This window comes from Francisella uliginis (assembly GCF_001895265.1).
GTDB lineage: Bacteria > Pseudomonadota > Gammaproteobacteria > Francisellales > Francisellaceae > Francisella > Francisella uliginis.
Window position 1 is genome coordinate 520011 of record NZ_CP016796.1, and the last position, 20404, is coordinate 540414.

The following is a 20404-nucleotide window of genomic DNA, read 5'->3' on the forward strand; positions in this document are numbered from 1 at the left end:
GATGGTACTCAGTAACGGAGTTGTATTAATAGTAATTTTAAAAAATGAGTTATAGTCTACTATGTTTAAAGGTAGTGCTTGATCAAATAGCTTGCATGCACGCTATTTGCTAGATTGTGTGGTCAAGCCTGGCACAATGACGTAATACTTTTATATGGTTTTAGCTATATTTGATCTATTGTGTTTATAAAGAGAATTTAGGCAGTTTTCTTAGGCTGTTTAAAATCCCAGACAATTCTAAGCTTTTTAAGTACACACAAGATCATATAAGTTATATCTATTTGCCAGAATTTAAGATTATTTCTTATTGAGTAAGCAAATTTATGATGATTGTTGTGCCAACCTTCACCAAATGTTATTAGGGCAACTAGCCAATTATTGCGACTATTATCAGTGGTTTGGTAATCTCTAGATCCAAAAATATGGCAAATTGAATTTACACTAAAAGTAGTGTGATAAAGTAGTACTGTACTTAATATACCTCCCCAAAATACAAAAGCAAGTCCAGAAGTCCCAAGAGCTGGATAGAAGTAGCTAATACAACTACCTAGTATAAAAAGTCCAACTAAATATAATGCAAAAGATTCATGAGCATATTTATCAAGCCATACTATCTCAGGATACTTAACCCAGTCTTTGATAAATTTAGGATCTACCTCATCACTTCTTGCTTCAAATACCCAGCCAACATGGGCTTGAAAAACTCCATTCTTAGGAGAGTGCATATCTGTTTCTTTATCTGAATGGATATGATGGTACCTATGATGTCCTGACCACCAAAGAGGTCCTTTCTGTGAAGCCCATGTACCTACCAAAGCTAATATAAATTGAAATACTCGTGATGTTTGAAAAGCCTTATGCGAGAAGTAGCGATGATAGCCAGCAGTAAGGGCAAATGTCCTCATACTAAAAGTTATAACAAATACTAAAAGAGCTGTAATATTATAATTCACAAAAAATATTGCTAAGCATGCTAAGTGCATTGCGCTAAAAGCTATTATTGTGAATTTATTTGATTGTTGTTGCATACGCTCTCCAAGTTAGATCATTTTTTTTGCAATCTTAAAGTATAGCTTATAAGGTAATGAAGCAATTAGTTTTAGAATTATAGTGAATTTCTTCGTAAAATGAACCTCAAATTTATTAGATTGCAGGCCTTTGATAATACAATCTGCCGCTTGTTGTGGTTCAAGTAGAGCTGGCATTTTAAAATTATTTTTATCAGTTAGCTTAGTTTTTACAAAACTAGGATTAATTAGACGAATATCTAGATCAGGGTTCTCTGCCTTTAAGCTTTCAACTAAGTTGATAACACCAGCTTTGCTTGCTGCATAAGGTTGTGATTTTGGTAAGCCAATATAACCTGCGACACTTGCTGTAATAGCTAGCTGACAATGAGAATTGTATTTTAAATATGGTAATACAAACCTAATTAGATAAAAGACAGCTGTAAGGTTTGTCTGTATTGTTTTATCTAGATTTGAAATAGCAATATCACTAATCAAAGATGGTTCATAGAAAGCTGGTAGGTAAATTATAAAATCTGGATTATAGGATAAAGCAGATTTAGCAGCTTTTTCAAACTCTACAAAATCAGCGACATCAAAGCTTATTATCTCGACTTTATTTTTTAGCTGATCAGAAATATCTTGAAGCTTTTTTTCAGAGCGAGAAGATATTATAAAGTTAGCTTGTATAGAGTCATCTAATTTTTGTAAAAGTGCTTTACCTATACCATCTGTAGCACCTATTATCCATATAGTTTTATTTGCAAATTTTTGCATACTACTCTCCAGTATTTTCCTTATGCATAAATAGTGTTAGTGATCCAACAGTTATACCAAACTTTTTGAAAGTATTTTTATTTATTAATACTCCATCATGCATTAGATACATCCAATCATCAAAACTAATTTTATATTTTTTATCACCAACAGGTATATTCATTTGATATTGCCAGTTCATAGCATTACCTTCGACCTGAATCTTAGCTTTGCCAATAACATCACCTGTTGTACCTTCATAATAGTTATCAGATATTTTTTTGATTTTCCAAATTCGATGATCTTTTTCACCGTTGTAATAAACCATATTTTCATCGAAGGTACCAATATCTCCATCCCAGCTAGCAGTACCAGAGAAGTCAAATTTCTTAATAACCTTACCTTTATAATCTTGAATGATTCCAGTACCGACTATTTTACCTCGCAGATATTTTTGTAAATCTAGCTTTGGACCTTCGCCTTTATAGCTAGAAATATCAGCAGAGCATCCAAAAAGTCCTAATGCCATAATAATTACTCCTATTTTATATATTAATCTCTTCATAATAATCCCCTTAGTTTTTTCGAAAGCGTAATATTTGATGATTTATCGCTTAGCCATATTTCAAAGAAATATTTAGATAGTTTTTTTGAAGGTATTTCACCAACCACCCCTGAGTCTGAATATAGATAACCATTACCATTTTGATCCATATAACCATAAAGATTTGAACCTTTTTTTACGTTTGGTATTAGTTTGTTAAATACTTTACTATATTCTTTAGAATTATCATTTACATCCATTGGATGTTGTTCGTAAATCTGTTGTATCGTATGCTTAGCTATAGTTTTACCACTGATATTTCTTAGATAGTGAATTTTTAATAAAAATGGCTTATCCCAGCTAAAGGTACCATTTTGAGTAAGAAGAGTCGCATCATATATACTAAAGAACCATTTTGAAAAATGTATCTTACCTACTTGCTGAGACTCTTGTTTTTTTACTTGAGCTAAAGTCAAAGGTTTAGCAGTAGTTAGAAGTGGAAGACTGATAAATACTACTAAAAATAGTTTCCTAAGCATGGACTATCTCCAGTTGGGCAACATCAATACGACCATGTGTAAATGCTGCACTACATGAGTTTAGGTAAAAACGCCACATTCTTTGGAAGCGTTTATCAAAACCAAGTTTGATTAGGTTTTGTTCTACATTGATAAAATTTCTATCCCATTCATCTAGAGTTTTTGCATAATCTTTGCCAAAGAATTCTTTATTGATACATTTAAGACCTACTTTATCTAGTTCAAGATTTATTTGTTCTATAGACGGTAAGAATCCTCCAGGAAATATAAAAGTTCTAATCATATCAGTGCCTTTTGCATAATCAGCAAAAAGCTTGTCATCAATAACTATACTTTGGATAATAATTTTACCATCTTGCTTTATTAGTGATTTAAGCTTTGAAAAGTATGTGGACCAGTATTCTCTACCAACAGCCTCAATCATTTCAATAGAAACCAAATAGTCATACTTACCTTCTTGAATACGATAATCTTCAATAACTATATCAGCGTTTTTAGCAGTTAAGCGATCTTTAGCATAATCATGTTGCTCTTGAGAAAGTGTAATACCTTTGACAGAATAGTTGCCATTATTTAAAGCAGTCTCAGCAAAGCCGCCCCAACCACAACCGATTTCAATAATTGAACCATCTTTCTTATCAAATTTATCAATAATATTTTGATACTTATTTATTTGCGCTTGCTCTAATGTTTCATCAACATTTTTATATAAAGCAGAAGAGTAGGTCATGGTTTTATCTAACCATAGCTTATAAAACTCATTGCCTAGGTCGTAATGTGCATGGATGTTTTTTTTGCTTTGCTTGATATTATTACGTTTGGTTAGATAACCAAGTTTTTGTAGTATTTTGAAAAGTATATTTGGTTCCATATATTGGCCAAAAGCTTCTTCATTTTCTAGACCTAACAAAATAAGAGATTTTAGATCTGAAGTTTCCCAGTAACCATCACGATAGTCTGCTGCAAAACCAATATCAGCTTTTAATTTTAAGTTTACAACTGTACGCCAATCTTTAAGTTTAAGATCTGCTGTTGGACCTGGCTTGCCACCTTTTGTAAATATTGTATCACCTTCGGGAGTAGTCAAGTGTAGCTCGCCGTATTCAATTTTATTTAGTGATTCAAGGAGGTTTTTCTTTACTAGCTTTTCAAACATTTTGTAGATACCAGTTTTATAACTTATCTAAATATTACCAAAAAAATATTGTGGTAATATTGCTGCAATATTAAATTTTGTTAATGAAATCCAGCTATAGCATTTAAAAACATGACAAATTATAATCTCTTTTATTTTTAGTTGTAAAATTATGGACTTTTCAAACTTTATTAATTTAGTTGTCATAGTGGTAACAATCTATTATGTCGATTTAGCAATTAAGACCAGAAAGATTATATATCTTGTAAATGCCATAGTTGTTGGTGGCTTGATATTTCTTGTACTAACTGCTTTTAATACAGCATATAATGGTATATTTAATCCAGAGAATCAGCAACACTTTGAAAGAAGTTACTATATTACAGATGCTAATAAGCTTTATAATGAATCTACTCTAAATAGTGATGTTTTTACTAGTTTACCTGCTAGCCAACAAATTATTAGTAATATTCCAGAATGTATGTTTCCAAATATTAACCAAGTTAAAGGTTATCTTAAAGCCTATGATAAGATTTATAACTATCTTGTTTCAACGAATAGTTATTCAAATAAAATTACTGTTGGTAAAGTTGCAAAAGCTGTTTTAGATTATAACTATAATTATCACAATATTGGATTTTTTAGAAAGATATATAATATTAAAATTAACGATTCGCAATATAAAAATGTAGCTGATCTAATTAATCCCATATGGGCTAAGAAGTATGGCAATAAAGAATCTCTTTATAATATCTTAAATAAGAACTTTGATGAGCAAGAACAGTTGAAAATAGCTAAAGCAACTTTATCAATTTATAAGCAGGCTAGTAATAACTGCGTACAGTCAGGATATGGTCAAGAGTTTTGGAGTGTGTTTTGGGGTTTATCTTCCCCCTCGATGATAGGTGGTAATGGAAACACAGTTTTAGAAATGCAGAAAAGCCTTATAGTTGTTCCTGACTTTGCAAAAAGTGAAGATATAAATATGGATTATAAGAAAATAGGAAAGTTAGCTAATTTAATGGTATTTGATAAATCAGTTAACTTTGATATTAAATCTTATATTATTATGAGTTTTCTGATAGAAAGCAGTCAAATTAATCATGACCTTATGGCTATGGTTTTGGACTGGAGTTATATGGAAAATTTATATCATGATCAGGATTCGTCAGATACTCGAGCACAGATAAGTTTAAAGAAGTTAAATAATCATTATTTTGAGGTGGCGAAATACTTTAAACAACTCTCAGACTATATTCTCATTATTGAGAAAAGGGATATTACTAATGATCAGAAACTTAATCTTGAGAGACTTTGTCAAAAATATGTTAATGTTTTAAATAAAACTAACTTAAAAAACTATCTTCAACTAAGAAATTATTTAATTTATAGGTTATTTATAGTAAAGCAAGCTTGCGAGGCTGCGCAAGGAGTAACTATAGATACTTTATATAAGAATGATTTTAAGAAGTATTATAAGTAGATTTTTCTTTATTTTCGATGAATTCCGCCACACTAACTCTATTATCTTTCTGCTCTGGATTTGGAATATATTTAATGCGTTTTAATACAATTTTTAAAGCTTGCCAATGGATTAGATATATTACTTTTAAGGTTAGTAATGGCGATCTAAAAAATTCTTTGATTAGATTTATACTAGTTAACGGTTTTGCATTGGCTGTTATGGCTGTACCAAGTTGTAATTGGTTATTATCATAGTAGTTAATAATGATTTGGTTTTTAGCATTATTTTCTAGATTTAATGAGAAGTTAAACTTATAAGAACCTTTACGAGGGTAAAAGGGCGATACATGAAAATCTTTTTCTGCTTCAAACCAACATTTATCTGTAATCTCTTGACCAGATTTATGACAAATATAGCTATGAGTTTCTTTAAAGGTATTATTTACTTCAGCAATTACAGCTATAAGTTTATTTTGATTGTAACAAAGCCAAAAGCTTACAGGGTTAAAAAGATAGCCAAGAACTCTTGGCATAGTCATAAGTTTAATATTGTCATATTTTAGATCATTTTGCTCAAGTAAATCAGTAGCCCAACTTAGACAGTTTGAACCATCTCGATAACCATGATCTTTATCATAAAAACTATAAAAATTTAGTTTATTTAAGCCAAAGATTTTTGGTTTGTTATTGCTTAGATCAAGCATATCTAAAACTATATAATAAGACCTATATTTAAAAGAGTTTTGTTTTGGGTGATGTCTTTTATGATAGATTCTCGAGCTTAAAACAAAATCTTTTACCATGGAGTTTCAATTCCTAATTTTGATGCAACATTTACTGCACTAAGTATACCATCTTCATGGAAGCCATATCGCAAATAAGCACCACAGAAATAGGTATTGTTTATACCTTGTATTTTATCAATTTGCTGTTGAGCCTGTATTGCTTTTTTGTCAAAAACAGGATGCTCAAAAACATGTTCGTTGATTATTTTCTTTTGGTCTGGTTTTTGATCTGGATTTACTGTTACAAAATAATCTGTGTTTGTGTCTAATGGTTGTAGATTGTTCATCCAATAGCTTAGAGATACAACATTACGTTTATCTTTGGTTTCAGCACTTAGATAATTCCAACTTGACCAAGCAGTTTTGCGTTTTGGCATAATAGCATCATCTGTATGTAATATAACTGTATTAGGTTGATATTTAATCGCAGAGATTAGCTCTTTTTCATTTTGATTTGGATCATCAAGTAGCTCTAGAACTTCATTCGAGTGACAAGCAAATACAACTTTATCAAACTCATTGATATTATTTTGGTTATCTGTAATGGAGATTTTATCTGATCTTGATACTACTCTTGCCATTGGAGCAAACTTTACATTAGCAGTTTCTAATTCTTTGACGATCTTGTCAACATAAGTTTTACTACCACCTTTTACAGTATACCACTGAACTGGCTTGGTAGTTGTAAGTAAGCCATGATTACTAAAAAATCTAATAAAGCTAAGAGCAGGAAATTCGTACATCTTTTCAAGAGGAGTACTCCAAATACATGCACCCATAGCTAATAGATAATACTCTTTGAAATATCTACCTACTTTAATTTCATCTAAGTACTCTGCTAGGGTAATATTTTCATTTAGAGTACCTTTTTCTAAATGTTCATTTGATATTTTATTAAACTTAAGAATATCTCTTATCATTTTATAATAGCTTGGTCTTAGTAAGTTTGATTTCTGAGCAAATAAGCTTTTAAAGCTACTAGATCCATATTCAAAAGCACCATTTTTAATAGATACTCCAAATGACATATTGCTTTCTGCAACTGGAACATCTAGATGCTTAAAAAGTCTAGATAGGTGATAGTATGTATGGTAATTAAAAACTATAAAGCCTGTATCTATTGGTACATTTTGAACCTCTAGAGTACGAGCATGGCCACCAAAATAGTTATTTTTTTCATATAGTGTAACTTCATATTTATCTTTTAGTAGATAACTTAGGGCTAGTCCTGATATTCCACTTCCTATTACAGCTATTTTTTCCATATTATCTTAATTATCTTATAGATATATTGTTAGTTATAGCTTAGTTTTAAAAGTTACAAAAACATAGTTAAAATTTGTTAATGTAACGGTAGGAAGATAGTTATTTTTAGACCGTTAGGAATATTATTTTGTGCAGTAATGTTACCATTATGGAGCTGAATTATTTTTCTCACTAATGATAAACCTAAGCCATTGCCAGTTTGTGTACGACTTTTTTCTTCACGGAAAAATCTATCAAAAATTTTATTAGTATTTTTATCATTTATACCAATACCTTGATCAATAATCTCAATCTTATATTTAAAGTTTTCAATTTTAGTTACTATTCTAACTTTAGTATCTTGCTCAGAGTACTTGTAGCAGTTATCAAGAATATTTGTAATACTTTGGAAAATCAGATCTTTATCGATATTTATATTTCTAGTTTCAATATTAGTTTCTAGGAGTATCTTTTTTTGTTCAAACATTGGTTCGTATAGTTCTATAGCATCATTTATAACATTTCTAATATCTATATGTTTTTTTGCTAAGTTTTCACGACCGTGTTCTAAACGATTTAATCTTAGTAAACTATTGAATATCTCAAGTAATTGATTACACTCAGCTAGAGCCTCTAACGTATCTTCACTAGGATTGGATTGAGCAAGGCTTTCTAACCTATTTTTAAGTCTTGTCAAAGGAGTTTTTAGATCATGAGCTATATTATTTGAGACGCTTTTTATATCAATAAGTAAATCCTCAATATTGCCAAAAAGGATATTTAATATATTTGATAAGTTACTAAGATCATCCCAGTTAGTATCAGATTCTATTCTTTGGCTAAAGTCTTGGGTATTTACGATTGAGGCAGCAGAGCTTGCAATATGATTTATTTTCTTTACTACAAAGACACTTATAAGATAGCTAATTATAACAACACAAACAGCACAGGTTACTCCTATGGTTAATGGTATAATATGCTCGATAATTCTATCTCCTAAAGATGACAGAATTATATAAATCCAAGAAGTTATACTTAATCCAAGTAGTATTGTAAAAAGCATAGCCATTTTAAAGCTTGAGCTAATTATATATTTACGTTGGATAGTGTCGTTTAGTTTATTCTTGGATGACATACCCAAAACCTCGGACTGTTTTTATAGGATCACTTTGATTTTCTTCTGTGAGTTTGGTACGTAGGCGAGAAATATGTACTTCTACAACATTTGTTTGAGGGTCAAAATCATAATCCCATACTTCTTTAAGTATCATAGACTTACTGATTACTTCGTTTTTATGTTTTAGCAAAAGATGTAAAACTTTATATTCTCTTTGCTGTAATATTATCGGTTGTCCATTTCTATGTACTTCATGAGCAAGTTCATCTAGTTCAATATCTCCACAAGTTAACTTATGTGTTTTTGCTTGGTTAATTTGCTTTGTCCTATTATGAAGAATATTAACTCTAATAAGTAATTCATCAATTGAAAAAGGTTTAGTTAGATAATCATCACTTCCAGATTTTAGACCTTCAATTTTATTTTCAGTACTATCTAGAGCACTTAGGATAATAATTGGAGTCTCAACATTTTGCTTACGTAGTATTTTGAGTAGTGAAATTCCATCAAGGTACGGCATCATCCAATCTATGATAATTACATCATAGCTATTTGTATTAATTAGAAATAAAGCCTCTTTGCCATCAAAAGCAAGAGTAGTTTCTATATTGTTTTTTTCAAAATTTGTCTTGATAAATTGACCAATTTGCTTGTCATCATCTGCAACTAAAACTTTAAATTTATTGCTCATGCTGTAAGATTGTTTTGAATATATTTAGTTAATTATAACTAATTAGTGGATTTGTATCTTGAAAAAATAGCTAAAGAATCTATTTTAATTACTAAACATTTTGTGTATAAACCATAATACATTGAAAATTGGAGGTCAACATGAAGAAAATTTTAGCAACAATACTAGGTTTAGCAGTAGTTTCTGGAGCATATGCTGAAAACTATACAATGTATGCAAAGGCAGATGAAAAGTCACAGAAATTAGGGCAAGTTGATGATCAAAATCCTCAATACCAAGCTATTTTCTCTAAAAAAGGCTGGGTAGAAATAGTAAATAATGCTGATGGTCAAGTGGGTTGGGTTAAGCAAAAACCTCAAGATAAAACATCTCAAACCACCGAGAATGATCCAGTTGCACAAATGTTAGCAGATTTCCAAAAACAACAGCAAATGCTAGATCAGCATTTTGATAAGGTTGTATCTAATATTGATAATAATGTTGCTCATTTAGCTACTCAATCAGGTTCAACTATTGCAAAAGGTAAACCTAAAGTATTTAAGGAGTTTAGTTCGATTACCATAGACTCTAATGGTAAGACAGCAAAGATCATTAAAAAAACACAAGATGGTAATGGCAATGTTAAAACTGTTGAAAAAGTAATTCCGGCAGATCAGTTAGCAAAGATTAATATGCAAAGCTAAATAATAAAAATCAGCTAAATGTTGGGTTGATACTGCCTTAATCTATTTTAAAAGACAGCATAATAAGTTACCATTAATTTGTGTAAACTACTAAGATTAAGGAGTAGGTTATGTATGAAGAAGAATTCTTGTCAGAGAAATTACAGCGTTTTACATTAGTTGATATAGCACTAGTTAAGATCGTCTATTTTTTGGTAGGCTTGTTGATAGTTACTAACTATTTAGTACTAACTTCAATTAGCTGGATATTCTATTTACTAATGTTCTTGACAGCAGCATTTCCAATAGTGATTCATCTATTCTCATTTGAAGGATCGTATATTGAAAAAGCTAGGATGTACCTTAAAACAAATAAGCCATCTTATCAGGTACTATTGTTCTTTAGTATGTTTTTCATTGCTTGTATGCTTACAGTTTTAGTGCCTGCATTAATATTAGTTCCTTGGTATGTTTATGTGATCTTGATAGTAGTTTTTGCTATTAAGCCTATGCGTTCAAATGTGTTTTGGTAAAAGCTGATGAATAAATCTACTCATGCGGGTCAAAAGATCTACACAAGAATAACGCTTAGATTATATAATTTTGTTGTTTTATTTTTTAATAATACTTTTGTTTGGAGGTGTAAAACCGCAAAACTTTTAAAGTTATATAGTGATAATGTCTCTTTAAATCATCTTGATATAGGTGTAGGCTCTGGGTATTACCTAAACAAATTACACACGAAGCTAAAGAAAGTAACATTAATGGATTTGAATTTAGATTGTCTTAGATATGTTAAAAACCTTTTAAAAAATAAAGATGTTTCGATATATCAGGTTGACATCTTAGAGGATATTGAAGAAAAATTTTTCTCTAAATTCGACTCCATTTCTTGCAATTATTTGATTCATTGCTTGCCAGATAATGGTAGCAAAGAAATTGTTTTTAAAAATATTGCAAAAATGTTTAAATCTGATGGAGTAGCTTTTGGCTCAACTATAATTAATGAGTATGACTCAAAATTAGCGATAAAAATTGCTAATAAATTTAATTCAAAGGGAATTTTTGATAATGTGAATGACTCATATGAGTCTATAGAAAAATATATAAGTAATAACTTTGAAAAATATTCTGTCAAGAAAATAGGTTCTGTTTGCGTATATGTAATGAGGCAGCCAATAAAGTAGTTAAAAATCTTTTACTTAAAGGTTTTATTGACATCTATAGCAATTAGCAACTAAAAAATTTATTGTTCGAATTCTTATCAAAAATATATTAACTAAGTCTTTATAAGAAATATATTAATCATAAATTTAGATAGTTTATCCGAGTATTTTATAAACTATTTTGTATATTTGTTAGATTCGTAGTATAATTGATTTATTGTTAATAATTAATAATTTAAATAATCAATAAAAAACAAGTTTCTGTAAAGGAGGATTAAAAAGAAACTAGCAAAAATCAGTTTAGAGAGCACTTAAAAGGAGAAATGTTATGAATATTTTAAAAAAACTAACAGTAGTAAGTTTAGCATCAGTATTGATGTGTGGTGTGTCTTTTGCGGATGCTAGTGATCAAGCACAGGCTGCAGCAGCTAATAATTCTACGGTGACTCAAGCAACAGCTAAAGCAAGTGATGTTAGTAGTACGGCTAAAAAAGGAAATGCTAGAACATCACGTGAGTTTGTGTCTCCAATAAGAAAGAATAGATTAGAGCGTCGCGTAGACAGAAGACAATCTATGTTTGGTTCAGATAAACAGGATGCTTCTACTAAAGCAGCTGCTAGTAAAGCAAATCAATCATCTTAATATATAAAATTGTCAAAAATGATCTTTTTAGATCTGAAATATTCCTACATTAATTTAGTCTATAACTTTTAATTTTTTTTAAATATACAGGCCTTTTGTTGTTTATAATAAATAACATTCCTAATTATTTTTGTTATAATCGCTATATAAGTGTTTTTTAATAAAAATATATGAAAAGAAAACTTTTAATAACTATCGCCTGTGCAGGCACATTATTAACTCTTAACTCATGTAGCACCAAAGTAGCATATGAAAATCCAGATAGTGTTGATACAACATCAATAGATTTTAGTTCTACTGACTTACAAGCAATTACTAAGAAAATGGCTGATGAGATGCTTAATTCTCGTGGAGTTAAGAAAATTACAGCTATGGATACACCGACTTTATTTTTCAGTAATATCCGTAATGAAACAAATGAGCATATTAATACAACGATGTTGTCAAACACTGTTCAAACTCAAATTGTCAATTCAGGATTGTTCCAAGTAACAGATATGACTCAAATTAAAAATATCCGCGAGCAATTAGGTTATCAAGCCAATAGTGGTATGGTTGATCAAAGTACAGCTACTAAGATAGGTCATAATATAGGCGCTAGATACATGGTATATGGTAGTATTCAAGATATTAATAATACTAGTGTTGATAAAGATAGAAAATCTAAATTCTTCTTAGCTACTTTGAAGATGCTGGATTTAAAAACAAATTTAATTGTATGGCAAGGTGAAAAACAAATTCTTAAATCTCAGACAAGATCTATGTTTGGTTGGTAGTGTTTGAAAACAGGAGAAACCTCTATGAAAAAGAAAATTATAGCTTCATTAATAGCTTCATCATTAATAGCTAGCCCTTTATTTGCTGAAGACTCTAACATGCAAAAATCTAATATTGAAAGCTCAGGGTCATCACAGAAACTATCTCAAACTAAGGGTTCGCAGCCTCAGCAGCAGTCAAAGTCTGATATGAGTACAGATATTGCTACTTTGAACAATGGTATTTCTTCTAAAGCTGCTCCTTTTGTTGCAGAAAATGCTGATGTTGATAGTAGATCTGCTGAGCAAATTTTAAGTGATATGATGGAAGGTTATATCGATCAAAATGACCTAAGAGATAAATATGAATATGTTGGCTCAGCTATTGGTACAGCTTCTGTAAACCAAACGAATTCAAATTATGTTGATAGTGCGCAAATGGCGTTTGAGAAAGCATTAATAAAAGCACAGGCTGATTATATATCATTTATTTCTGCAAACACTAAAGTTGATAAAAGCTTTAGCGTTGATAGTACCCAAGGTTCTGGAGCAAATGAAATAAATACAGATTCAGATAAGCCTAAAGAGGGTACACAAGCAGCTATCGATGCTAAACAAAAAGCATTAGAAGAGGTGAAACTTGATAAACAACTTAAAGAACAAGGTTTAGATCCTAATAGTTTCACATCTGTTTCAGAAAAGAAAAAAGCTCTTTTAAGTCAACAAATGACGATAAAAAGCTTAACTACAGGGTTTGGTAATCTATCAGGTCTACTTCCTATCAAGACTTTTGTTGTTGAGAAAAACGGTAACGCTGCCATTGGTGTAGTTGTTATTTACTCAGCGAAAATCAAAGGAATGTTCGAAGATATTAAACATGGTAACGAGCCAGTAATAGTTGGTAAGGGTGGTGAGTCACCATCAGTTTTATATAAAGATAAAACTGGTGAAGATATGATGGGAGATTATGGTATTAGAGTAGGGTTTGGTAAAGATAATAAACCATACATTCTATCTTATGGTCAAGGTTCATATACTGGCCCTAATATTCAAGGCGTGTCATCAGGTGATTATGGATACAAACAAGCTGCTATTATGGCAAGAGCGAATCTTGTTACTTTGATAGCAGGACAGATGTCAACAAAAGAAGCCTTAACGATGTCAGAGAATATTTCTAGCACGTTAGCAAAAAATACTAAAACAGAACAAACGCGTAGAATAGATGCTACAGATATTGAAAAGACTCTATCTACTTATTATAAGACTCAAGCGAACCTAGATATTGTTGGTCTTAAAACGGTAAAAAGATGGCGCTATCAATTACCAAGTACAAAAAATACGGTTTATGGTGTTGTGCTTAAATGGAACCCTGATCAAGTAGCAACAGCTAAAAAAATCAAAAACTTTAATTATGATGAATATCGTAAACAACATACAAAATCACCGGCAGATTCTAAGAGCTCTCTAGATGGAAAAATAGTTATTAGACAAAGTGATGATAATAAATATCTAAATCAGTTTTAAGGTTTAAGAATGAAAAAAGCTTTAATTTCTTCTCTAGTATTTTGTGTGTTTCTATTTTCATCATCAGCTTTTGCAAAAGCTGATTCTTCTGGTAGCTCAACACTCGTTTCAGGTAGCTCTATTGCTAAATCCGATAGTACTAATGTTAGTTCTGGCAGTTCTATTAAGTATAAAGGGGTGGATGAACGAAGTAACCTAAAAATGTTTAAAGTTGCGATTCTACCATTTGATGCTCATAATGCTAAGATAAATGCAGATATGGGCATAAAACAGTTACAAGATGGTTTAAATAATATCATTATAGCGCAGATTACTCAGTCACGTAAATTTAGAGTATCGAATCGTGATGCAAAAGACCAAAAAGCATACGAGAAAGAAGTTCAACGAATAATGAATTCTGATACAGATAATGAAAGTGCTAAGCTTAACAAGAAGATCGGTGCTGACTTCATACTTACGGGAGATATTCTAAGTTTAAATGTTAGCAAAAAACAGACTTCATATTATGGTGAGAAGTTTACCTCATATCACGTATCTGCAAGTGTTGCATATCGTATGGTAGAGTTAGCAACAATGGAAGTTAAATGGTCAAATGTTGTAACGATAAACGTTCCTGCTAATATTGCTAATCAGTATGTCGAGTCTAATAATGGTAACTATTCTGAATTATTAAGCTACCTTGGTAAAAGGTTTGGAAAAATTATATCTGATCAAATTATTGGCGCTATATATCCTTTACAGGTATTAAGAGTTGATGATGGAGTGGTATATTTTAATCAAGGTGGTAATAGGGTTATTAAAGGTAATATTTATGAAATTCGCCAAGAAGGAGGTATTACAACAGATCCTGCAACAGATCAGCATATAGTGCTTGATGGTAAAGTTTTAGCGAAAGTAAGAATCACAGATGTAATGCCTAAATATTCTACAGGTATTGTAATTGATGGCAGTTTATCAAAAATTCACAAAGGCTTACGCGCATATCTAACTAAATAAAACTATGAAACTTAAACTTTCTCTTTTATCTTGTCTGTGTCTAATTCTATCTAGTTGTGCTACTTTTAGTGGTAGTCACCCACATCAAATGGCTAAAGTAAAGAAAAGTATAGATGAAGATCATCCACGAATGATAGAGGCAAGTTTTTTAGAAAATTTTGATACTAATGGTATAAATGAATCTCTTGATTACTTAGAAACGGGAAGATTTGAGCAACTTCTAAAAAATGATCGCCTATCTTTATACAAATACTCAAAAGCAACAGATTATGTAACTAAATCAGAATTTGAAGCAAAAATTAGAGTCAGAAATATTTTAAAAGATGCTCAAGCAACTTTAACAAGTGATAGAGAGAGATATTACTATATATCAGACTATGAAGTAACTTTTTTATATGCTTATCAGGCTCTTAATTATTTAATGAAGCATGATCTTGAAAATGCTGCAGTAAGTATTAGAAATCTTTCATATGCACAATATGCAACTTTTGAATCAAAAAATTTATCAAGTAATAGTAATCTAAGTAATTATAATCAGGTTAACTCAAATAAAGTTTATTCTGATTTATCAAGCTCAAAGCAGTATAGGCAGCTATATAACATAGCTAATAAGGCTAGTAACTCTTATGAAAATGGCTTTGGCTACTATTTGGCCGCTATTATTTATCAATCATATGATACGAATTTAAACAATGCTAATCTTTCAATGAAAAATGCATTGCGAGTTATTCCTGATAATCCATATGTCCAAAGAGATTATGCACAGATACATGAAGCTTTTAATCAAGGGGGAAATGTTTATAAAAAAGGACAAGGTAAACTTGTTGTAATATATGAAAATGGTTGGGTTGAGCCAATACAAAAATTTGATTTACCTATTGTTATATTTGTCCAGTATGCAGGTGTGCAAAAGATTTCACTTCCATACTATGCACCTTATAATCTCGGGAGGCCTGCTGATGTAACTGTGTATCAGGATGATGATGAGGTTACTCAAGGCCAAACTGCTTTACTGGTAGATACAACAGCAATGGCAGCAAAATCTTTATCTGACAGATATTCTATGATTGTCACTCGTGAAATATTACGATTAATAACAAAAACAACAATGTCTGTTGCAGCTATAAGAGCATCAGGTGATTATGGAGCTTTAGCAGCTATTGGGACATCAGTATATAATTTAGCGACAACTTCTGCTGATCAAAGAAGTTGGAATCTTTTGCCACGAAATGTTGATCTTTACTCAACAGATTTAGATCAAGGTCAATATACTATAAGAGTAGATAACAAGATAGAGAAGATTTCAGTTGAGCCTCAGAGGGTAACTTTAGTCTGGGTTGTTAAAGAGCAAAGGTTTGAGAAAGTTTTATTTAACGGTGTTTTGTGATTTAAACTAGCTCGACCAAGTTAAATAATTCCATCAAATAAATTTATTTTTTTAAATTTACCTTTAAATTATCTTACAAGTATAATAAAGTTAAACATTATTTCCTTATTCGAAATAAGAAAGTTATAAGCTTAATCCTTTTTAAAGCTGTTATTATTGTAATATTAGACTATTTTACTGAATAAGTATAATATCCTATTGCTTTACAATTTAAACTTTCTAAAATTTAAGTATTACATTAAATAAAATATTTTTGGAGAAAATATGAGAATTTTATCAGTCCAAGATATGGCTAGAATAGTTGAGAAACATGGGTTTAATAATTTTATAAAAGATCTTGTGAATTATACAAAAGAAGATTTTGTTAGATGGAGTGAATTTGATAAGTCTCCAAGGTATGCAGCACATGTGCCAGGCGGAGTTTTAGAGCTTATGCCAACAGCTGATAATAAGCTTTTCACTTATAAGTGTGTTAACGGTCATCCAGCAAACCCTTTTGATGGTAAACAGACTGTTGTAGCGACAGGCCAATTGAATGAAATTAAATATGGTTATCCTTTGTTAATATCTGAAATGACGGTTCTTACTGCGTTAAGAACAGCGGCAGCTACTGTTATGGCAACAGATTACTTAGCTCGCAAAGATAGTAAAACTATGGCATTAATAGGAACAGGTGCACAAAGTGAATTTCAAACTTTAGCTCATAAGTTAATACGTCCGATAGAAACAGTTAAATACTATGATACAGATTCTGAGGCTATGAAAAAATATGCTAATAATATGAAAGATGTAGATCTTGAATTTATAGCATGCGATAGTGCGAAAGAGGCTTGTCAAGATGCTGACATTATAGTTGTTTGTACAGCTTGTAAACTTCATGCAGTTGTTATTGAAAATGATTGGGTGAAAGAAGGTGTACATATTAGTGGTCTAGGAGGAGATTGTCCTGGTAAGACTGAATTAGATATGAGTATTCTTTTTAGAGGTAAGGTAGTTGTTGAATATAAAGAACAATCTATGATTGAAGGTGAAATACAAAACTTATCTCCTCAAGAAGTTGAAAAAGTTTTACATGCAGAAGTATGGGAAATTTTGACAGGTAAGAAGAAAGGCCGTGAGAGTGATGATGAGATCACTATTTATGATTCAGTTGGTTTTGCAGTAGAGGATTTTTCAGCTTTACGCTTAACTCTAGATTTAGCTGAAAAATATGATATAGGTAGTCAAATGGATATGGTTCCACCAATAAAAGATCCAAAAAATTTGTTTTCTGCATTATAAGTTTTGATTTTTATAGGAGATTTTTATGAAAAAAGTAGAAGCTATTGGTATTGGAATTGGTAATGCAGGTAGAGAGATAGGATGTGGTAGAGCTCCTTATACTCTTTTAAATGAGCTTAAAGATAGAAGAATAGATGCTCAGATTTTTAATTATATTGGCGGTAGAACAGAAGTAGAAACTATGAGTAGATACTTTACTAATATTGCTAAAAAAGTATCAGAAACCCTTAATGAAGGCAAGTTTCCTTTGGCTCTTGGTGGTGATCATTCATGTGCAATCGCGACATGGAGTGGAGTTTATGATTACTTGAAAGATCAAAAGAAAGATATGGGACTTATATGGATAGATGCTCATATGGATAGCCATAGACCAGATACTTCTGATACAGGAAATATTCATGGTATGCCAGTTGCTCATCTTTTAGGTTATGGTTATGAAGAGTTAACCAGTATTCTTAACAAAAACCCTAAATTAAAGCCTGAAAATATCGTATTTTTTGGGATTCGTTCATATGAGCAACCCGAAAGAGAACTTTTAGAAAAGTTAGGAGTTAAAGTTTATTATCAGTCAGATTTGACTGATAGAAATTTTGAAGATTTATTTTTACAAGAGTTTGAACGTCTAGAGAGAGCAACAGAAGGTAATGTCGGTATTAGTTTTGATCTAGATGGATTAGACCCAACTAATCTTGATGCAGTGGGAACACCTGTTGAGAATGGTATAGATCCTCAAGTATTTTATAAGACGATTGAAAAAATTAATTTCCATAGTTTAGTGTGTTTTGAGGTTGCTGAGTATAATCCTCTAATTGACAAGACTAAAGTATCTCTAAATTATATGACAAAACTACTTAGGTTAATTGAGAGTAGTGTAAAAAATCTTCCTCAAAAATAGTTTATATATAAAAGTTCTGTTAATATTAATATTTATTAAGTCTCTATAAATTTATCATCCTAATGAATTGTGATAGTAATATTCTTTTGATGACAGATAGTTATAAACATTCTCATCCTTTTCAATACCCGGATGATACTAATTATCTTCATTTTTATTTAGAAAGTCGCGGTGCAGCAAATCCTAATTTAGGAGCCCACACGCGATTTTTTGGTTTACAGTACTATATAAAAGAATATCTCTCTAAACCGATAACATATCAGATGATTGATGAAGCTGAGAGCATTATAAAAGCTCATGGTCTGACATTCTATAGATCAGGCTTTGAGAGAATAGTTGAAAAGCATAATGGTTTTTTACCAGTTAGGATTAGAGCTGTAGCTGAAGGAAGTATGGTACCATTTAAAAATGTTTTAATGACTATTGAAAGTACAGATCCTGAACTGCCTTGGTTACCTGGCATATTAGAAACTCTATTTTTAAAAGTATGGTACCCAACAACAGTAGCAACTATTAGTTTTAATATTAAAAAAGTTATTAAAGAGTATCTGTTAGAAACAGCTGATAGTCTTGATAAGCTTGGATTTATGTTGCATGACTTTGGCTATCGTGGAGTTTCCTCAGAAGAGTCTGCTGCAATTGGCGGAGCTGCTCATTTAACTAATTTCTTAGGGACAGATACTTTAGCAACACTACATTTTTGTAAAAAATACTATAATGAAGATGTTGCTGGCTTTTCAATTCCTGCAAGCGAGCATTCAACAATAACTAGTTGGGGTGTTGGATCAGAATGTGAGCGACAAGCTTTTGAAAATATGATAGAACAATTTGGCGATAACAGTGTTTTATATGCTTGTGTTTCTGATAGCTGGGATTTTAAAAAAGCTATTCAAACTTGGATTGATCTAAAAGAGAAGGTTAAAGCGAAAAAAGCCAACTTAGTTATTCGTCCTGATTCTGGTGATGCTGTGGATAATATTATCTACGCATTAAAAGAGCTTGAGAAGGCATATGGAAGCATAACTAATTCAAAAGGCTATAAAGTGTTAGAAAAAGTAGCTTTAATTCAAGGTGATGGTGTGAGTATTAGCTTAGCCAAAAAGATCTTAAATGCTATGAAAGAAAATGGTTTTTCAGCTGAAAATATTGCATTTGGTATGGGTGGAGCATTGTTGCAAGGAAATTTTGAATCTTCTATTAATAGAGATAGTTTTAAATTTGCGATTAAATGTTCTGCTATTAGAAGAGCGGATACTATTTCTGGAGTTAAGAAAGAACCTGTTACTGATTTATCTAAAAAATCAAAAGAGGGTCGTCTAGATCTTATAAAAGATGAAAATGGTAATTACAAGACAATTAAATTAGATGAAAATTATGCTTTGGGAAAGTATCATCCTCAAAGTCAGCTAAAAACATATTATGAAGATGGGAAAATACTTTTTGAACAAAGTTTAGAACAAATTCGTAATATTTAATAAAAGATTGATTTTATAGTTATATAAATGATATCTTAATACACTAGTAAAATTAAGGAAATAATCATGTTAGAACATCATCCATTAGTAAAAGAGTTCCCTGAACTTAAAGATCAAATTCATAATATTAAAGAAGATCATCATATCAGTAAGCAAATGAAGCATTATGAAGAATTAGATAAGAAAATATTTAATCTGGAAAGTACTGGTAAGTTTCAAGATTCTGAATTAGAAAATCTTAAAAAACAACGTTTAGAAGCTAAAGACTTAATCTACAAAGCTTTAAAATCTTAATATTCAAAATAATTTTAATATTACCTCATACGTACTTTTTAGA

Annotated in this window: 22 protein-coding genes; 13 read left to right on the forward strand and 9 right to left on the reverse strand. The window is 30.8% G+C overall.

Annotation, left to right across the window (positions count from 1 at the left end):
• Positions 1–197: 197 nt before the first annotated feature.
• Genes F7310_RS02660 through F7310_RS02680 form a run of 5 tightly spaced genes read right to left on the reverse strand, consistent with a single transcriptional unit; the run spans position 198 to position 4002 of the window.
• Positions 198–1028 carry an acyl-CoA desaturase gene (locus tag F7310_RS02660; RefSeq protein WP_072711552.1) on the reverse strand — a complete coding sequence of 277 codons (831 nt, stop codon included), beginning with the start codon at positions 1026–1028 and terminating at the stop codon, positions 198–200.
• A gap of 12 nt (positions 1029–1040) precedes the next feature.
• On the reverse strand, positions 1041–1784 hold the full coding sequence (locus F7310_RS02665; RefSeq protein ID WP_072711553.1) for an SDR family NAD(P)-dependent oxidoreductase: 744 nt from the start codon (positions 1782–1784) through the stop codon (positions 1041–1043).
• 1 nt (position 1785) lies between these two features.
• On the reverse strand, positions 1786–2328 hold the full coding sequence (locus F7310_RS02670) for a DUF3833 domain-containing protein (RefSeq protein ID WP_072711555.1): 543 nt from the start codon (positions 2326–2328) through the stop codon (positions 1786–1788).
• A complete protein-coding gene (locus tag F7310_RS02675; protein WP_072711556.1) occupies positions 2325–2846 on the reverse strand; it encodes an NADH dehydrogenase in 522 nt (173 codons plus the stop codon). The genes F7310_RS02670 and F7310_RS02675 overlap by 4 nt, the downstream gene beginning before the upstream one ends.
• On the reverse strand, positions 2839–4002 hold the full coding sequence (locus F7310_RS02680; RefSeq protein ID WP_072711558.1) for an SAM-dependent methyltransferase: 1164 nt from the start codon (positions 4000–4002) through the stop codon (positions 2839–2841). The genes F7310_RS02675 and F7310_RS02680 overlap by 8 nt, the downstream gene beginning before the upstream one ends.
• Before the next feature lie 151 nt (positions 4003–4153).
• On the opposite strand from F7310_RS02680, the gene F7310_RS02685 reads away from it, so the two are divergent.
• Positions 4154–5464: a hypothetical protein gene (locus F7310_RS02685; RefSeq protein WP_072711559.1), complete on the forward strand. Its 1311-nt coding sequence runs from the start codon at positions 4154–4156 to the stop codon at positions 5462–5464.
• On the opposite strand, the gene F7310_RS02690 is transcribed toward F7310_RS02685, so the two are convergent.
• The 4 genes from F7310_RS02690 to bfpR all read right to left on the reverse strand — a co-directional run bounded on the left by F7310_RS02690 (position 5445) and on the right by bfpR (position 9283).
• Positions 5445–6248 (reverse strand): DUF1365 domain-containing protein, encoded by an 804-nt coding sequence (locus tag F7310_RS02690; RefSeq protein WP_072711560.1) that lies wholly within the window; start codon positions 6246–6248, stop codon positions 5445–5447. The two genes, F7310_RS02685 and F7310_RS02690, sit on opposite strands and share 20 nt — an antisense overlap.
• Complete coding sequence (locus tag F7310_RS02695) at positions 6242–7495, reverse strand: NAD(P)/FAD-dependent oxidoreductase (protein WP_072711561.1); 1254 nt, start codon at positions 7493–7495, stop codon at positions 6242–6244. The genes F7310_RS02690 and F7310_RS02695 overlap by 7 nt, the downstream gene beginning before the upstream one ends.
• Positions 7496–7572: 77 nt before the next feature.
• Positions 7573–8610 carry a HAMP domain-containing sensor histidine kinase gene (locus tag F7310_RS02700; protein WP_072711562.1) on the reverse strand — a complete coding sequence of 346 codons (1038 nt, stop codon included), beginning with the start codon at positions 8608–8610 and terminating at the stop codon, positions 7573–7575.
• Positions 8594–9283, reverse strand: a complete 690-nt coding sequence (gene bfpR, locus F7310_RS02705) for a two-component system response regulator BfpR (protein WP_072711563.1) — start codon at positions 9281–9283, stop codon at positions 8594–8596. Before bfpR ends, F7310_RS02700 begins: the two co-directional genes overlap by 17 nt.
• Positions 9284–9423: 140 nt before the next feature.
• On the opposite strand from bfpR, the gene F7310_RS02710 reads away from it, so the two are divergent.
• The 12 genes from F7310_RS02710 (at position 9424) to F7310_RS02765 (ending at position 20361) form a co-directional block, all read left to right on the forward strand.
• Positions 9424–9966, forward strand: coding sequence for an SH3 domain-containing protein (locus F7310_RS02710; protein ID WP_072711564.1), 543 nt, complete (start codon positions 9424–9426; stop codon positions 9964–9966).
• A 110-nt stretch (positions 9967–10076) separates the two neighbouring features.
• A complete protein-coding gene (locus F7310_RS02715) occupies positions 10077–10478 on the forward strand; it encodes a hypothetical protein (RefSeq protein WP_072711565.1) in 402 nt (133 codons plus the stop codon).
• Between the two features lie 6 nt (positions 10479–10484).
• The gene (locus tag F7310_RS02720) at positions 10485–11132 is read left to right on the forward strand and encodes a class I SAM-dependent methyltransferase (RefSeq protein WP_072711566.1); all 648 of its coding nucleotides are present in this window, start codon (positions 10485–10487) and stop codon (positions 11130–11132) included.
• Between the two features lie 307 nt (positions 11133–11439).
• The gene (locus F7310_RS02725; RefSeq protein ID WP_072711567.1) at positions 11440–11754 is read left to right on the forward strand and encodes a hypothetical protein; all 315 of its coding nucleotides are present in this window, start codon (positions 11440–11442) and stop codon (positions 11752–11754) included.
• A 170-nt stretch (positions 11755–11924) separates the two neighbouring features.
• Entirely contained in the window at positions 11925–12530 is a 606-nt protein-coding gene (gene lpoB / locus F7310_RS02730; protein WP_072711569.1) for a penicillin-binding protein activator LpoB, read from the forward strand.
• Positions 12531–12629: 99 nt separating this feature from the next.
• On the forward strand, positions 12630–14033 hold the full coding sequence (locus F7310_RS02735) for a DUF6844 domain-containing protein (protein WP_414654036.1): 1404 nt from the start codon (positions 12630–12632) through the stop codon (positions 14031–14033).
• 9 nt (positions 14034–14042) lie between these two features.
• The gene (locus tag F7310_RS02740; RefSeq protein ID WP_072711571.1) at positions 14043–15029 is read left to right on the forward strand and encodes a CsgG/HfaB family protein; all 987 of its coding nucleotides are present in this window, start codon (positions 14043–14045) and stop codon (positions 15027–15029) included.
• A 4-nt stretch (positions 15030–15033) separates the two neighbouring features.
• The gene (locus tag F7310_RS02745) at positions 15034–16416 is read left to right on the forward strand and encodes a COG3014 family protein (protein ID WP_072711572.1); all 1383 of its coding nucleotides are present in this window, start codon (positions 15034–15036) and stop codon (positions 16414–16416) included.
• A 264-nt stretch (positions 16417–16680) separates the two neighbouring features.
• Positions 16681–17697: an ornithine cyclodeaminase gene (locus F7310_RS02750; protein WP_072711577.1), complete on the forward strand. Its 1017-nt coding sequence runs from the start codon at positions 16681–16683 to the stop codon at positions 17695–17697.
• A gap of 25 nt (positions 17698–17722) precedes the next feature.
• On the forward strand, positions 17723–18592 hold the full coding sequence (locus F7310_RS02755) for an arginase (RefSeq protein ID WP_072711580.1): 870 nt from the start codon (positions 17723–17725) through the stop codon (positions 18590–18592).
• Positions 18593–18654: 62 nt separating this feature from the next.
• On the forward strand, positions 18655–20067 hold the full coding sequence (locus F7310_RS02760; protein ID WP_072711582.1) for a nicotinate phosphoribosyltransferase: 1413 nt from the start codon (positions 18655–18657) through the stop codon (positions 20065–20067).
• Positions 20068–20133: 66 nt separating this feature from the next.
• The gene (locus tag F7310_RS02765; protein WP_072711584.1) at positions 20134–20361 is read left to right on the forward strand and encodes an HP1242/YdcH family protein; all 228 of its coding nucleotides are present in this window, start codon (positions 20134–20136) and stop codon (positions 20359–20361) included.
• Positions 20362–20404 lie beyond the last annotated feature (43 nt).